Genomic DNA, 15,309 nt, shown 5'->3' on the forward strand with positions numbered 1-15,309 from the left:
TCTTTTTAAAAAATTAAAAACACTTTTCACAAAGTGCCCCATACAAATCAAGTTAATTTTCTATTTGCAAAATAAAGTTATCATAAGATACCTTATCATAAGGAGCTCTTATTGTACCATTTATTATGCTTTGCCCAATTTCTAATGATTTGTCATAAATCTCAGAGTAATTTGATTTTAAGTTTTCATTTAAAACCAACCCAAGTCCATCTTCTTTAAGTCCAAACAAAATGGTCTTGCCCCCATCCCAAACTCCAGTTTCTAAATACTTTTCTGTTAAACTATACATCAATGAATCAACTTTCTTTACAGCAGAAACAAGAACATTATTAGGAGCAAGATACGATTGATCCTGATCGACTCCAATAATATAATGATCAGGCCCTAATTCTTTTGCAGCCTCAATTACTCCTATACCAGAAAGTCCTGCGGCTGCAAATATAATATCAACCCCATCTCGATACATATTAGATGCTGTTGAGCGACCAAGTCCAAAGTCCCCAAATGTGCCAACATATTGAGAGACTACTTTAATATTAGAATTTGCATACTTAGCACCAGCTTCGTATCCATACATAAAAGATTCTAAAACTTCCCCCTTCATTCCTCCAATAAATCCGATCTTACCCGTTTTAGAAGCCTTTGATGCAAAATATCCTGCTAAAAAAGCCACCTCTTCGGATCTAAAACTAATATTAAGAAGATTTTTGGGTATTTGAATTTCATTATAAATCCCTTCTATGATTGCATAACTAACGGAAACATTCTCGATAGCTCTTTGCAAAAGAGTGTCTGACAACTTGAATCCAATTCCCCAAATCAAATTTGAATTACCATCTTCTAGATTTGCGATATCTCCCAAATAAGAATTAACTGAAGATGCTTTTTCAATTATATTTATATTAAAATCTGCCTTTAATTTTCTTATCGCCTTAGAAGAACTTTCATTAAATCCTTTATCATCAAAAACGCCATCAACTATAAGCGAAACTGTTTTTGATTCTGATTTGCCAACATCAGAGCCAGAACAAGCAATAATAAATAAAAAAAATAAAAAATAAAAAATTTTTTTTAACACAAAAATACCCTCCTTACTTTTAATAAAATTAATACAAAAAATAGCCCGATAATACACAACATATAAGCCAAAAAAAGACACCTTTTTTTAAGGTGTCTTTTTACCATCTATAATGAGTAAAAGCTTTATTTGCTTCAGCCATTCTGTGGGTATCTTCTTTTTTCTTAAAAGCAGCTCCAGTAGAATTGTATGCATTTAAAAGCTCGTTTGACAACTTTTCCTTCATAGACTTACCGCTAGACTTTCTAGCAGCAAAAATAATCCATTTCATAGCCAAAGCCTCTCTTCTTTCTTCTCTAACTTCAACAGGAACTTGATATGTAGCGCCACCTACTCGTCTACTTCTTACTTCTACCAACGGTTTAATATTATCTAAAGCTTTATAAAAAACAGCCATTTTATCACTCTCTTCAAGCTTATCAGCAAGCAAATCAATCGAACTATAAAGTATACTCTCGCTTATTGATTTTTTTCCATCATACATCATTCTGTTTGCAAACTTTGCAACAATCCTAGAATTATATCTGGTATCAATAAAAATTTTCTTTTTGATTTTTTTATTTTTTCTTGACATATTTAATATTAATCCACCTTCCAGTTAAGCTTTAGGTTTTTTTGTTCCATACTTAGATCTACCCTTTTTCCTATTATTAACACCAAGAGTATCCTTGGCTCCTCGAACAATATGGTACCTTACTCCAGGCAAATCTTTAACTCGGCCACCTCTAATTAGAACCACGGAATGTTCTTGTAAATTATGACCAATTCCTGGAATATATGCTGTTACTTCAAATCCATTTGAAAGTCTAACACGTGCTACTTTTCTTAAAGCTGAATTAGGTTTTTTAGGAGTTACGGTCATTACACGTGTACAAATTCCTCTTCTTTGAGGGCAATTTTGAAGCGCAGGAGATGCGGTCTTCTCCGTTTGACTTTTTCTAGGCTTTCTAATTAACTGATTAATTGTAGGCATTTATCAACGCTCTCCTTTTCTTGAAATTATTAATAAAATGGTAGCAAATATATCACTTATTTTCAAGTTAAACTTTAAAATCGATATTTTCACTAACTTTAATCTTTTTATAAAGCCCCATACCAGTTCCAGTAGGAATTAAATGCCCAATTACAACGTTCTCTTTCAATCCTCTAAGATCATCTATTTTCCCGGCAATAGAAGCATCTGTTAATACTTTCGTCGTTTCCTGAAAAGAAGCTGCAGAAATAAAAGAATCTATATTAAGAGACGTCTTGGTCACTCCTATAAGAATGGGACTTGCTATTGCGGGCTCACCACCTTGTTCGATTACTTTTCTATTTTGCTCATAAAAAGTGTGCTTATCCACCTTTTGTCCATAAACAAAATTAGTATCACCAACCGCTACAATCTTAACTTTTTTCATCATTTGTTTAATTATCACACCAATATGTTTGTCATTAATACTAACACCCTGTTTTCGATAAACATCCTGAATTTCTGCTAACAGGAACTCTTGTAAGCTAATCCCACCTAAAATTTCAAGCACATCATGAGGATTGATTCTGCCATCACAAAGCATATCTCCTGCTTTAACAACATCTCCATCTCTAACCAAAAGATGCTTGCCGGCCGGAATATAATGCTTATGTTCAACTCCATACTCATCTAAAATATTAATAAGTCTTTTACCTTTTTGAATTGATTTAAATTGTACAATTCCACTTACTTTAGCCATTTCAGTTAAATTTTTAGGAATTCTTGTTTCAAAAAGATCATTAACACGGGGCAATCCACCCGTAATATCTTGAGTTTTTTCAGAGCCTTTAGAAAGTTTTGCAATAACATCTCCTATATTAACATTTTGACCATCTTCAACTTGAAGATAAGCATCACCTGGTAATACATAAGATGCAACCTCCATACCACTACTATCAATAATAAAAATTCTAGGATCAAGAGATTCAAAAACATTGTCTGTAATTCTTTTCTCAACATTGCCTGTTTCAGTATTTATCTCTTCTTTAAGAGTGGTTCCTAAAATAATATCCTTAAATTTAATTTTACCTTTAACCTCTGCAATAATAGGCTCTGCAAATGGATCAAATGTACCAATAATTTTGCCTGATTCAACATAATCACCAACCTCTATTTCAAGCTTTGTGCCAGCTTTCAAAGCAACTTCTTGCTCTTCTGATACTATGAAAAATTTATCGTCTCTTAATTTAACATAACCAATATAAGAAGAGAGAATCTCTACACCCTTTTTATTAACAAATAAAGGAATTCCTTTGATTACTCTTTGAGAATCTAAAACTTTAATCTCTTTTATATTTTTAATTGTTTCCTCATAAAAAACATTGATTATTTTTAAAGTTCCTTTTCTTGTGAAAAGAATTCCATTGTCAACCTGAACATTAAAACCTTCTATGCCATTAAGTATAAAAGCATTCTTTAAAGATATCTTATCATCTTCACTACCAGCCTGAGCAACTCCACCAATATGAAAAGTTCTCATGGTTAACTGAGTACCTGGTTGCCCTATGGACTGAGCAGCAATTATTCCTACAGCCTCGCCAATGTTAACAGGTTTATTCTTTGAAAAGTCTCTACCATAACATTTTTGACAAACGCCATGTTCAGCTTCACATGTTAAAACAGATCTAATCACAAGTTTTTCAATACCAATTTTTTCTAATAATTCTATTTTAGCTTCTGAGATTTCTTCATTTGCATCTAAAACAATCTCACCAGTAATTGGATTTTTTATTCTTTCAATAGAATAACTTCCAACAGCTTTTTCCTTCAAAGATTCTAATATTTCTTCACCATTCTTTACAGTTTCAACTTTTATTCCGTTTATAGTCCCACAATCTTCTATTCTAACAACAACATCTTGAGCAATGTCTACTAATCTTCGAGTTAAATATCCAGCATCAGCCGTCTTAAGAGCAGTATCTGCTAGACCCTTTCTCGCTCCATTTGTAGATATAAAAAACTCTATCACAGAAAGACCTTCTTTAAAGTTAGAAATAATTGGAAGCTCAATAATATCCCCAGAAGTTTTTGCCATCAATCCTCTCATGCCAGCAAGTTGCCTTATTTGATTTCTACTACCCCTAGCACCAGAATCTGCCATCATATATATAACATTAAATCCATCTCTGTCTTTCTTCAAAATTTCCATCATCTTATTAGTAAGTTCTTCATTTGTCTTTAACCAAACAGAAACTACATTATTATAACGCTCTTCACCAGTAATAACACCTTTGGCATAATCATTTTGAATTTTAGCAATCTCTTTATTAGCCCTGTCCACATAAGTTCTCTTTTCATCAGGAACAATAATATCACTCATGCTAATTGTGCATCCAAACTTAGTAGCATACCTAAAGCCAAGCTCCTTAATAATGTCAAGCATTTCAATTACAGTAGAAGAACCATGAACTACATAAACTTTGGATATTAAAATTTGTAGTTCCAAATCACTAAGAGTTTTATTTACAAATTCAATTCCATTGGGCAAAGCCTCATTAAATATAACCCTACCAGCTGTAGTTTTTTTGTATTCACCATCAATTTTTACATAAATAGAAGCATTGTAATCTAAGCTCCTATTATTTATAGCAAGAATAACATTGTTAAAGTTTAAAAACTTTTTGCCTTCCCCAGCAATATTCTTTTTTTCCATTGTTAAATAATATAAACCCAAAACAATATCTTGAGACGGGAAAACAATAGGATGCCCATTAGCGGGATTTAAAAGATTATTTGTTGAAAGCATTAAAGCCCAACTTTCAGCTTGTGCTGATGGAGTAAGAGGCACATGCACTGCCATTTGGTCGCCATCAAAATCAGCATTATATGCATGACAAACAAGAGGATGCAATTTTATTGCCTTACCCTCAACTAACACAGGCTCAAAAGCTTGAATTCCAAGTCTATGAAGAGTAGGTGCTCTATTTAAAAGAATAGGGTGCTCTTTGATAACAAGATCTAAAATTTGCCACACCTCGTCAACTTCTTGTTCAATCAAATTTTTTGCTCTTTTAATATTAAAAACAGCTTCACTCTCAATTAACCTTCTTATAACAAAAGGCTTAAACAGCTCAAGAGCCATTTTTGCAGGCAATCCGCATTGATGTAGCTTTAGCTCAGGTCCAACAACAATCACAGAACGACCAGAATAATCTACTCTTTTACCAAGAAGATTTTGTCTAAATCTCCCCTGCTTACCTTTTAACGCATCGGAAAGCGACTTAAGAGGTCTGCTAGATGAGCCTTTGACAACTTTTCTTTTATGAGAATTATCAAATAAAGAGTCTACCGATTCTTGAAGCATTCTTTTTTCGTTTCTCACAATAATCTCTGGTGCATTAAGAAGAAGCAACTTCCTTAAACGATTATTCCTATTTATAACTCTTCTGTAAAGATCATTAAGATCAGATGTTGCAAAGCGTCCTCCATCAAGCTGAACCATTGGCCTAATCTCTGGGGGAATAACAGGAAGAACCTCCATAATCATCCATTCTGGCTTATTGCCAGAAATTTTAAAATTTTCAATAATTTCAAGACGTCTTAAGAGTTTTTTATCAGTTTTATCATCTTTATCTATCATTTGAACTCTAAGCTTAGATGAAAGCTCATCAAGATCAAGATTTTCAAGAAGAGTTTTAATAGCCTCAGCTCCCATCGAAGCATTAAAAGACATCCCATATCGCTCTCTAGCCTCTATGTACTCATCTTCATTTAAAAGTTGCATTTTTTTAAGATCAGTATCACCTGGTTCAATTACCACATATTTTTCATAATAAAGAATAGAATTCAAACTAGATGCTGTAATGTCAAGCAAAAGACCAATCCTAGATGGTATATATTTGTAATACCAAATATGAGCAACTGGAGCTGCTAGCTCAATATGCCCCATTCTTTCACGCCGCACCTTAAAATGAGTAACCTCTACATTACAACGATCACAAATAATGCCTTTATATCTAACTGATTTGAATTTACCACAATAACATTCCCATTCCTTTGTAGTACCAAAAATCCTTTCACAAAAAAGTCCATCCTTCTCGGGTCTCAAAGTTCTATAATTAATAGTCTCAGACTTTTTAACCTCTCCGTAAGACCAATTTCTAATTTGGTCAGGAGATGCTATTTTAATTTTTATTTTTTCAAAATCTTTTATCTCTTTCATAAAAACTCCAAAAACCTAGCTTTTATTAATCAATTCTTCTTCTTTTTCTGTCAAAGGAACCTGATTCCCATTATCATCGTAAATTGACAAATCAAGTCCAAGCCCTCTAAGCTCTTGCATTAGCACATTAAAAGACTCGGGAATCCCTGATACATTAGTAGGAATGCCTTTTACTATATTTTCATATATTTTTACTCTGCCTGACATATCATCAGATTTAACTGTTAAAAGTTCTTGAAGAGTGTGAGCCGCACCATAAGCCTCAAGAGCCCAAACCTCCATTTCTCCAAGTCTTTGACCACCAAATTGAGCTTTTCCTCCAAGAGGTTGCTGAGAAACAAGAGAATATGGCCCTGTTGATCTTGCATGCATTTTATCATCAACAAGGTGATGCAGTTTAAGCATGTAAATCACTCCAACCATTACTTCATTTTCGAACGGCTCCCCTGTATAACCATCATATAAAATTTCTTTAGAAGTTGGATTAAATCCAGCTTTTTTTAATTTTTCTTGAATTTGTTCGTTTGTTGCAGATTCAAAAACAGGAACATTATAAGATTCGCCAAGATATTTACCAGCAAGCCCTAATTGCGATTCCATTAACTGCCCAATATTCATTCTAGACGGAACCCCCAAAGGATTTAAGCATATATCAAGAGGGGTTCCGTCTGCAAGATAAGGCATATCTTCAACAGGAAGGATTTTTGCAACAACACCCTTATTGCCATGTCGACCAGCCATTTTATCGCCCTCTTTAAGCTTCCTTTTTTTAGCAACATAAACTTTAAGTATTTCCTCAACTCCTGGAGAAAGATTGCCAACATCCTCTTTAGTAATTCTTTGAACATCAATAACTGTACCTTCAGTACCATGAGGAACTTTTAATGAATTATTTTTAACATCTTTTGCTTTTTCTCCAAAAATAGAAGTTAAAAGTCTAAATTCAGGAGTAATGTCTCCTTCTGACTTTGGAGTAACTTTACCAACCAGAATATCGCCAGGTTTTACATAAGTTCCTATCCGTATAATTCCATTTTCATCTAATTTGTTTAGTATCTTTTCGCTAACATTTGGTATATCTCCTGTAACCTTCTCAGGACCAAGCTTAGTTTCTCTTACCTCTATGCTAAATTCTTTAATATGAATAGATGTATAAAGATCTTCTTTTACAATTCTGTCAGAAATTAATATAGCATCCTCATAATTAAATCCATTCCAAGGAATAACTCCCAACAATAAATTATTGCCAAGAGCAAGTTCTCCATATCTAGTAGCAGGACCATCAGCTATTATTTCGCCCCTTTCAACCTTTTGACCTTCTTTAACTAAAACAGATTGATTAAAACAAGTATCTTGATTTGTCCTTTCATACTTAACAATATGATATTCATCTAAATCTTTAGCATTCTCTGATTCAAAAGGTTTAACAACTATTTTATTACTTGTTGCAAGAATAACTTCCCCACTTCTTTTAGCCTTAATTACTACTCCTGAATCTTTTGCAACAACACTTTCCATGCCCGTACCAACAATCGGAGGTTTGGGAAAAAGCAGCGGTACTGCTTGTCTTTGCATATTAGAACCCATAAGAGCTCTATTTGCATCATTGTGCTCAAGAAAAGGAATTAATGCGGAAGATACTGAAATTAGCTGCCTAGGAGAGACATCCATATAATCTATATTTTTAGGGTTTGTTGTAGTATAATCACCAGAAATTCTAACAGAAACTAAATCTTCAAGATACTTCCCATTAGAATCAAAAGCAGCATTAGCCTGGGCAATACACTTTTTTTCTTCGTCAATAGCAGATAAATATTCTAATTCGTCAGTTACCTCTCCATTAATAACCTTCCTATAAGGGGTTTCTAAAAACCCATAATCATTAACTCTAGAATAAGTCGCCAAAGAAACAATAAGTCCAATATTTGGCCCTTCGGGAGTTTCAATAGGACACATTCTGCCATAATGAGTATAATGGACGTCTCTTACTTCAAATCCTGCTCTATCTCTTGAAAGCCCCCCCGGCCCAAGAGCATTAAGACGCCTTTTGTGAGTAAGTTCGGCCAAAGGATTGACCTGATCCATGAACTGCGAAAGCTGGCTGGTTGCAAAAAATTCTTTAACAGCAGATACAATAGGTTTAACACTTATTAATTCCTGGGGCTTTAAATTAAAAACTTCCTTGTTAGACATTCTATCTTTAGCAATTTTTTCAACTCTTGACATTGCACCTTTATATATATTGGTAAGAAGCTCCCCAACAGAACGCACTCTTCTATTTCCTAAATGGTCAATATCATCAAGAATGTCATGACCTTCATATATTCTCAAAAGATGAGATATGGTGTTAACAATATCATTCATAGTTAAAACTGATGTACTCAAATCATCAAATCCAAATTTTTTAGAAAGCTTATATCGCCCCACACGCCCAAGATCATATCTTCTTTCAGAAAAGAATATAGTTTTTAAATCGTTTTCAGCATTATCAATCGATATTGGCTCGCCAGGAAAAAGCGCCCCATAAACAGCAAGCATAACTGATTCTTTTGGAAGTTCTTTAGAACCATCCTTTAAGGCAAAAAAAGCATCTTCTTTCTCAAGACAATTTAAAATAACATTCGAACTCACAAAATACTTTCCAGAAACATCATCATAACCATCAAAATCGACAAGCTCTATTTCATTTACTCCATTTTGTAAAAAATCTTCAACATCTTGTAGGGTAATCTTATCTCCTGCTCGATAATACATATTCTCTCTTATGTTAATACTCTTGGCTAAATATTGACCTGGGAGATCTCTTTTTGTGTCCTCTTCAACTTTAATTTTTTTAATGTTATAAAAAGTTTCTATTATTTTTTCTCTAGTATCAAACCCCAAAGCTCTTAAAAAAAGAGTTATGAGTATTCTTTTTTTTCTATCTATCTTTACATAAAGATAATCTTTTTTAGAATCAATCTCAAATTCTAACCAAGAACCACGATAAGGAATTATTCTAGCAGAATATAAATCTTTTTCTTTATAAAAAACAACTCCTGGAGACCTATGAATCTGAGAAACAACAACCCTCTCAGCCCCATTAATAATAAAAGTGCCCCTTTCTGTCATTAAAGGAATAGTTCCCATATACACATCTTTTTGCCTTATTTCCCCAGTAGCCAAAAATTGCAAATTTAGTCTTACTTTTAAAACAGCTTCATAACTTTGCCCCTTTCTTTTACATTCTTTTTCTGTAAAATTAAGGGTATCGTTTTCTATATAGTATCTTTCATACTCAAGAGCAACATCACCATTTCCACTTTTGATGGGAAATATATTTCTAAAAACAGACTCGAGGCCTTCATTAAGTAAAGGTTTTTTATTTTTTAATTTATCAAGTTGTAAAAATTTTTCATAAGAATTTAATTGTATTTCTATCAGGTTAGGTAAGTCTAAAATCTCCTCAGCTCTTCCTTGTCCCAGATGAACTCTTTTTATCATTAAAAGACTCCTTTTTTAAGACATAACAAGCCGCATATCATAAAGACATGCGGAATAACAACTTTGATATATTTTTAATTTTTTATTTAACTTCAACTTTTGCGCCAACTGCCTCAAGTTTCTTTTTCAATTCTTCAGCATCTGACTTAGAAAGACCTTCTTTAATAGCTTTAGGAGCAGCTTCAACTAAAGCCTTAGCTTCTCCAAGACCAAGTCCTGTAATAGCTCTAACCTCTTTTATAACATTTATTTTGCTATCGCCAAAAGACATAAGAATTACATCGAATTCGGTTTGTTCTTCAGAATCAGTTGAGCCTGCTGAAGCAGCGCCCCCTACACCAACAGCAACAGCGGCAGTTACTCCAAACTTTTCTTCAATAGCTGTTACAAGGTCAACAACTTCCGCAGTTTTTGCGCCCTCAAGCCAGGTTAAAATATCTTCTTTATTTAGTGCCATATTAACTCCTTATATATTTTATTCCACAGTGATAGCATGCACTCAAAAATTAAGACTAACACTGCCATGTTAATTTTTAACATCAGCCAAAGCTTTCAATGTTCTTGCAAGCTTAGAAACTGGCGCCTTTAACACGCTAGCAAATAAAGAAATAGACTCTTTTTTGGTAGGAAGTTTGCTATAAGCTTGAACTTTAGCCTCATCATAAAACTCTCCTAAAACAAAACCGCCCTTTACTTTTAAAGTACTGCTTTTTACAAAATCATAAAAAATTTTTGCTATTACATTAGCTTCTTCTAATGCAGTAACAACAACTGTAGGGCCAACCAAACAAGAATCAACAACATCAATATTCTTTTCTTTTAAAACCATTTTCATTATATTATTTTTAACAACTTTTAAGGCTCCATGTTCGCCTTCTATTTTATTGCGAAGATCTGTCAACTGCGACACACTTAAGCCTCTATAATCTAAGAAAAAAAGATTTTGCTTACTATCTATAAACTTTTTCAATAAATCAAACATTTCCAACTTTTTAGAATTTATCTTTCTGCTCATACTGCTACCTCCAAACAAAATTAACTTTTATAGAAGGCCCCATAGTAGATGAAATATAAATACTATCTATAAAAGCTCCTTTTAGGTCACTAGGTCTTTTTTTAATAACTTCCTTGATAAATTCCTCATAATTTTCTTTTATCTTTTCATTGTCCATAGAAGATTTACCAAAAGAAAAGCTTATTACGCCATTTTTATTTGCTCTAAATTCTGTTCGACCCTTTTTAAGGCTATTGATCGCATCCTTAAGATTATTTGTGACTGTTTGAGTCTTTGGATTAGGCATTAAACCTCTTTTCCCTAAAATAGGGCCAAGTCTTCCAACGTCCTTCATCATATCAGGAGTTGCAACAACAACATCAAATTCATCCCAACCACTTTTAATCTTATTTATAAGATCATCATCTCCAACATAAGTTGCACCAAAAGCTCTAGCTTCATCTGCTCGATCACCTTTTGCAAAAACAAGTATTCTTTTTGGCTTCATAAACTGATTTGGCAAAACTATAGTGTCTCTAACAGTATGATTCTTTTTTAAATTAAGGTTAATAGATATGTCTATAGTTTCATCAAATTTAACAAATTTAATTTCTTTCAACAGTGAAATTGCATCTTCAATGTTATAAAATTTACTTCTATCTACTTTGGAAAAAGCTGCAATATATTTTTTACCCTTTTTTGACATTATTTTTCCACCTCAACACCCATTGAACGCGCACTTCCTGAAATAATTTTAAACGCTGCTGATTCTGATTTTGCATTTAAATCAGGCATTTTAATTCTTGCTATCTCCATCAGCTTTTCTTTTGATATAGTTCCAACTTTATCTGTATTGGATTTCTTAGATCCTGATTCTATCCCAATGGCTTTTTTAATTAAAATCGAAGCTGGTGGTGTCTTTACGATAAAAGAAAAACTTTTGTCACTATAAACAGTAATGATAACAGGAACCACAATACCGGGATCCATCTTTGCGGTTCTCTCATTAAATTCTTTTACAAACTGGGGACCACTAACTCCGTGAGGTCCAAGCGCTTGACCTATTTTAGCTCCCGGAGCCGCTTGAGCAGCCGGAACCTGCAATTTAATCCAAGAAATTGCTTTTTTTTTTGCCATATTAACTCCTTATGGTAATAACGCCTTTAAAGCTCCCATTAGTATCAAATTTTAAATCTTTTCTATATGTTGAAAATCAACTTCAACAGGTGTTGACCTTCCAAAAATTTGAACTGCAACTTTTAATTTTTTTCTTTCGTAATCAATAGAACTAATAAGCCCCTCAAAAGAATCAAAAGGTCCGCCCTTGATTCTAACTCTTTCTCCTTCTTCAAAGTCATAAAGCATAAAAATAGACTTATTTGCCTTAATTTCACCAGTAAGCATGAAAACACTTTTTACTTCTTCATCATTAATAGGAATAGGCCTTTGCCCCTTGTTAACACCAACAAAACTAATAACACCTTGAACTTTAATAATATTAGCAACAATATCTTTCCAACCTACTTCTGGAAGATCCAACTCAATAAGAATATAACCTGGCCAAATTTTTCTCTCCCTTATTCTTTTTTTGCCATTTCTTATCTCTTCTACTTTTTCAATAGGAGCCTTAACATCTAACACCACACTGCCAAAAACACCTTCGCTTATTAAAAGTCTTATGTCTTGTTCTATCTTTTTTTCATATTGAGAATAAGTTTGAACTACATACCAAGCCCTAGACATAATTTATCCTTCTTACATTAAAACTAAAATACATAAGTTACAACAAGAAACATAAGGTAATCGACTATTCCTAAGAAAATTGAAACAAATAATACCAACCAAAAAACTTGTTTTCCGTTTTCAACCACTTCATTATACTTAGGCCACGTTACCTTCTTAAGCTCCAAGATACTATCTTTGATAAATCTAAACACTTAAAGCCTCACTTTAATTTCAACAACAGGTCAGGAGGGATTCGAACCCCCAGCATACAGTTTTGGAGACTGTCGTTCTACCGTTGGAACTACTGACCTATTATTATTTATCATTTATTATTTTATTTTTCCTTCTTTATGAAGAGTGTGTTTCCGTAATTTTGGACAATATTTCATCAATTCTAACTTCTCTTGCTTATTACGTCTATTCTTAGTAGTGGTATAATTCCTAATTCCTGTTTCTTCACAAATCAAAGATATAAGCTCAACAGCTCCTTTTCCCTTCTTTTTACCCATACAATAAAACTCCTAACTACCAATAAAAGCCCTCAATCGGACTTGAACCGACGACCCCCACCTTACCATGGTGGTGCTCTACCAACTGAGCTATAAGGGCATTAATTCCTTATAAAACTCTTTATTATCTTAATTGATTGTTTAGAAAAAAACAAGTACTAAGTTTAATTTTATTACTTTATTACAACAAGTTTTCCGTCTTGTAAAAGTTTAATGTTGTTGCTATTTGAAAACAACTTATTAATAGAATACTCATCAAGTATAATATCTGTATTGTTTTTACCATAAATACTTTTGGCAACTAATTTTAAAGGACGATATCCAACTCTATTTTTATTGTTATAAAGAACATCATTACTATACTCAAGCATTCCCCATTTTTTCAAAGCCTGGGAAGAAACCATTCTCTTATCAAAATATGGCCTAATGTTTTCATCATAAATTTTGATAAAAAAAGAGTCTTCTAATTTTTTAGAACCAAAATTATCATTATAGACTTCGCCTACATAAATCACAATTCCTGTATAATCAGTTTTATCAACATCAGAATTTACTAATGGATAAAAAGCTTTATAGGGCTTTTCATGCGAAAAAAATAAATTTATAAAATCGGGGAAAAGACTTAGTTCATATCTAACAGTCAGACTTCTTAAATCTTCTGAATATTTTATATAAGATCTTTTTAAAATACTATTGGGGCCTGAAAACTTAAGTATTAAGCTAGGGTTTAGGTCAAAATAATTCTTAAAAGTATTTTCAGAGTCCATAATTATCTTAAAAAGAGACTCTCTTATTAACTTATCTTTAAAATCATTAATGGTTGCTATTAATTTAGACGCTGTATTTAAACCTACTGGTCTAAATTCATTTTCATTAATTTCCTTAACAATGTCAAAGCAAATAACCTTCCTATCCCAATCAATTATTCTATGCACACTTGTCTCGGTAGCCTCGTCTTTTATTATAGAAACATTAGAATAAAGTAGAAATAAATAACTAAAAAGAAACTTAAGAAAATGCATTATCTCCTTCCCATTATTTTTTACCTAAATATACACCTATCCAAGTCCAACCATTATTAATTTCTGGATCTTTAGGATAAACAATTCTTTTAAAAACAAAATACCATTCCCGAATATGATCCCAGCCGCTTGATTCAAGATAAGATATATCATCACTAGAATCCGCCTCAAGATGCTTTGCAAATTGTATTCCGTTTTTTCTTCTTCCTCCAAGCCTAATCATCGTGGTCAAAAAGCTATTAGTATTAATGGAATTACTTTTCCCACCCTTTTGATCCCAGCTTTGAATAAAAAAATTATTTTTATCTCTTATATTAAGCAATTTAGAAGTATCCCCAGAAAGAACAAAATTTTTAACATCCTGGATTAAATCCCCCAAATTTCTATAAACAACAAACTCTGGATTATTAAAGTAATTAATTTTTGTAACAACATTAAAATAGTCTCTAGAATCTATTTTTAGATGTGACCTTGGAATTGAAAGAAATTTTTTATAGTAAAAATAAGATTCATCATAATCTTGAATATCCTCCAAACTTAATGCAAGATTATAAAAATAATTACCCTTTTCCTCATTATTTAAATCATCAGCCCCTGTATTTAATATAAATTTGTAATAATTGATCTTATCGATTGAATCAATATTTAAATTAACAATCTTTTTAGCCACTCTTGTTTTCACCGAACAGTTTTCATAAACATAATCATCAAAATTGTCAACAACATGCTTGTAAATACTAAAAGCTACAAAATCTTCTCCCATAGAATCATAAATATTGCCCATTAAATAAAGATACAAAGAATAATATTCTCTAGACTCATCATTAATAATTCCACTATTTACAATTTCTAAAGCATTTTCATAATTCTTGTTTGCAATATATATATTAACAACCCTATCAATAATAAGAAATTTATCTAATCCATTCTTATTAGAAGATTTTAAAAGATACGTAAGATTTTGAATCTCACTTTGTTTTTGTTTGCAAGAAGTAAATAAAAATAAAATCAAAATGAATTTAGCAATTCCAGTCAACAAGTTCATAAGAGTATTTTACAATATAAACATACACAATAAAATGCACACCTCAATTTATAAAAATTTTGATAATTTTTATAAATACTAGCTTAACATGGCCACACTTTATATAATACTAATGAAAAAAAACATCAAAACTAAAGCCTAAATTTATATTTAGTATAAAAATACCTAACATTAAAAAATAGGCAAAAATCATTTCACAATTGACAATTATAGCCATAAAAACATTGAAAAACAATCTTATAATAACCTATAATAGGTGTTAATTTAATACTTATTAAA

14 protein-coding genes and 2 tRNA genes are annotated in these 15,309 nt (G+C 32.2%); all 16 read right to left on the bottom strand.

The genetic code is table 11. The features are described 5' to 3' along the window. Nucleotides 1–52: 52 nt before the first annotated feature. The 16 genes from bmpD to QIA27_RS02480 all read right to left on the bottom strand — a co-directional run bounded on the left by bmpD (nt 53) and on the right by QIA27_RS02480 (nt 15,030). Nucleotides 53–1,078 carry a nucleoside ABC transporter substrate-binding protein BmpD gene (gene bmpD, locus QIA27_RS02405; RefSeq protein WP_301386353.1) on the bottom strand — a complete coding sequence of 342 codons (1,026 nt, stop codon included), beginning with the start codon at nt 1,076–1,078 and terminating at the stop codon, nt 53–55. A 100-nt stretch (nt 1,079–1,178) separates the two neighbouring features. Continuing rightward, nucleotides 1,179–1,652 carry a 30S ribosomal protein S7 gene (rpsG, locus tag QIA27_RS02410; RefSeq protein WP_301386354.1) on the bottom strand — a complete coding sequence of 158 codons (474 nt, stop codon included), beginning with the start codon at nt 1,650–1,652 and terminating at the stop codon, nt 1,179–1,181. A gap of 24 nt (nt 1,653–1,676) precedes the next feature. Next, the gene (gene rpsL / locus QIA27_RS02415; RefSeq protein ID WP_002656492.1) at nt 1,677–2,051 is read right to left on the bottom strand and encodes a 30S ribosomal protein S12; all 375 of its coding nucleotides are present in this window, start codon (nt 2,049–2,051) and stop codon (nt 1,677–1,679) included. A gap of 67 nt (nt 2,052–2,118) precedes the next feature. Then, entirely contained in the window at nt 2,119–6,252 is a 4,134-nt protein-coding gene (rpoC, locus tag QIA27_RS02420) for a DNA-directed RNA polymerase subunit beta' (protein ID WP_301403547.1), read from the bottom strand. Nucleotides 6,253–6,267: 15 nt separating this feature from the next. Then, nucleotides 6,268–9,735 (bottom strand): DNA-directed RNA polymerase subunit beta, encoded by a 3,468-nt coding sequence (gene rpoB / locus QIA27_RS02425; RefSeq protein ID WP_301386356.1) that lies wholly within the window; start codon nt 9,733–9,735, stop codon nt 6,268–6,270. Between the two features lie 82 nt (nt 9,736–9,817). After that, the gene (rplL, locus tag QIA27_RS02430) at nt 9,818–10,192 is read right to left on the bottom strand and encodes a 50S ribosomal protein L7/L12 (protein WP_301353690.1); all 375 of its coding nucleotides are present in this window, start codon (nt 10,190–10,192) and stop codon (nt 9,818–9,820) included. A 69-nt stretch (nt 10,193–10,261) separates the two neighbouring features. Further along, entirely contained in the window at nt 10,262–10,750 is a 489-nt protein-coding gene (rplJ, locus tag QIA27_RS02435; protein WP_301353691.1) for a 50S ribosomal protein L10, read from the bottom strand. Between the two features lie 4 nt (nt 10,751–10,754). Next, complete coding sequence (gene rplA / locus QIA27_RS02440; protein ID WP_301353693.1) at nt 10,755–11,435, bottom strand: 50S ribosomal protein L1; 681 nt, start codon at nt 11,433–11,435, stop codon at nt 10,755–10,757. Further along, on the bottom strand, nt 11,435–11,866 hold the full coding sequence (gene rplK, locus QIA27_RS02445) for a 50S ribosomal protein L11 (protein WP_301353694.1): 432 nt from the start codon (nt 11,864–11,866) through the stop codon (nt 11,435–11,437). The genes rplA and rplK overlap by 1 nt, the downstream gene beginning before the upstream one ends. A gap of 51 nt (nt 11,867–11,917) precedes the next feature. Next, on the bottom strand, nt 11,918–12,472 hold the full coding sequence (gene nusG / locus QIA27_RS02450) for a transcription termination/antitermination protein NusG (RefSeq protein ID WP_301353695.1): 555 nt from the start codon (nt 12,470–12,472) through the stop codon (nt 11,918–11,920). A 23-nt stretch (nt 12,473–12,495) separates the two neighbouring features. Continuing rightward, the gene (secE, locus tag QIA27_RS02455; RefSeq protein WP_011600998.1) at nt 12,496–12,666 is read right to left on the bottom strand and encodes a preprotein translocase subunit SecE; all 171 of its coding nucleotides are present in this window, start codon (nt 12,664–12,666) and stop codon (nt 12,496–12,498) included. A gap of 26 nt (nt 12,667–12,692) precedes the next feature. Continuing rightward, nucleotides 12,693–12,765 (bottom strand) — tRNA-Trp (locus QIA27_RS02460). An 18-nt stretch (nt 12,766–12,783) separates the two neighbouring features. Continuing rightward, complete coding sequence (rpmG, locus tag QIA27_RS02465; protein WP_002556991.1) at nt 12,784–12,963, bottom strand: 50S ribosomal protein L33; 180 nt, start codon at nt 12,961–12,963, stop codon at nt 12,784–12,786. A gap of 27 nt (nt 12,964–12,990) precedes the next feature. Continuing rightward, nucleotides 12,991–13,063 (bottom strand) — tRNA-Thr (locus QIA27_RS02470). Between the two features lie 73 nt (nt 13,064–13,136). Next, entirely contained in the window at nt 13,137–13,985 is an 849-nt protein-coding gene (locus QIA27_RS02475) for a hypothetical protein (protein WP_301353696.1), read from the bottom strand. A gap of 13 nt (nt 13,986–13,998) precedes the next feature. Beyond that, nucleotides 13,999–15,030: a hypothetical protein gene (locus QIA27_RS02480; protein ID WP_301386360.1), complete on the bottom strand. Its 1,032-nt coding sequence runs from the start codon at nt 15,028–15,030 to the stop codon at nt 13,999–14,001. Nucleotides 15,031–15,309: the final 279 nt, after the last annotated feature.

This window comes from [Borrelia] tanukii, from assembly GCF_030439725.2.
Lineage (GTDB): Bacteria > Spirochaetota > Spirochaetia > Borreliales > Borreliaceae > Borreliella > Borreliella tanukii.

Bases quoted from the DNA above. Each gene is read 5' to 3' on its own strand.
- rpsG (WP_301386354.1), bottom strand. From the start codon at position 1,652: ATGTCAAGAAAAAATAAAAAAATCAAAAAGAAAATTTTTATTGATACC.
- rpsL (WP_002656492.1), bottom strand. From the start codon at position 2,051: ATGCCTACAATTAATCAGTTAATTAGAAAGCCTAGAAAAAGTCAAACG.
- rpoC (WP_301403547.1), bottom strand. From the start codon at position 6,252: ATGAAAGAGATAAAAGATTTTGAAAAAATAAAAATTAAAATAGCATCT.
- rpoB (WP_301386356.1), bottom strand. From the start codon at position 9,735: ATGATAAAAAGAGTTCATCTGGGACAAGGAAGAGCTGAGGAGATTTTA.
- rplL (WP_301353690.1), bottom strand. From the start codon at position 10,192: ATGGCACTAAATAAAGAAGATATTTTAACCTGGCTTGAGGGCGCAAAA.
- rplJ (WP_301353691.1), bottom strand. From the start codon at position 10,750: ATGAGCAGAAAGATAAATTCTAAAAAGTTGGAAATGTTTGATTTATTG.
- rplA (WP_301353693.1), bottom strand. From the start codon at position 11,435: ATGTCAAAAAAGGGTAAAAAATATATTGCAGCTTTTTCCAAAGTAGAT.
- rplK (WP_301353694.1), bottom strand. From the start codon at position 11,866: ATGGCAAAAAAAAAAGCAATTTCTTGGATTAAATTGCAGGTTCCGGCT.
- nusG (WP_301353695.1), bottom strand. From the start codon at position 12,472: ATGTCTAGGGCTTGGTATGTAGTTCAAACTTATTCTCAATATGAAAAA.
- rpmG (WP_002556991.1), bottom strand. From the start codon at position 12,963: ATGGGTAAAAAGAAGGGAAAAGGAGCTGTTGAGCTTATATCTTTGATT.
- QIA27_RS02475 (WP_301353696.1), bottom strand. From the start codon at position 13,985: ATGCATTTTCTTAAGTTTCTTTTTAGTTATTTATTTCTACTTTATTCT.
- QIA27_RS02480 (WP_301386360.1), bottom strand. From the start codon at position 15,030: ATGAACTTGTTGACTGGAATTGCTAAATTCATTTTGATTTTATTTTTA.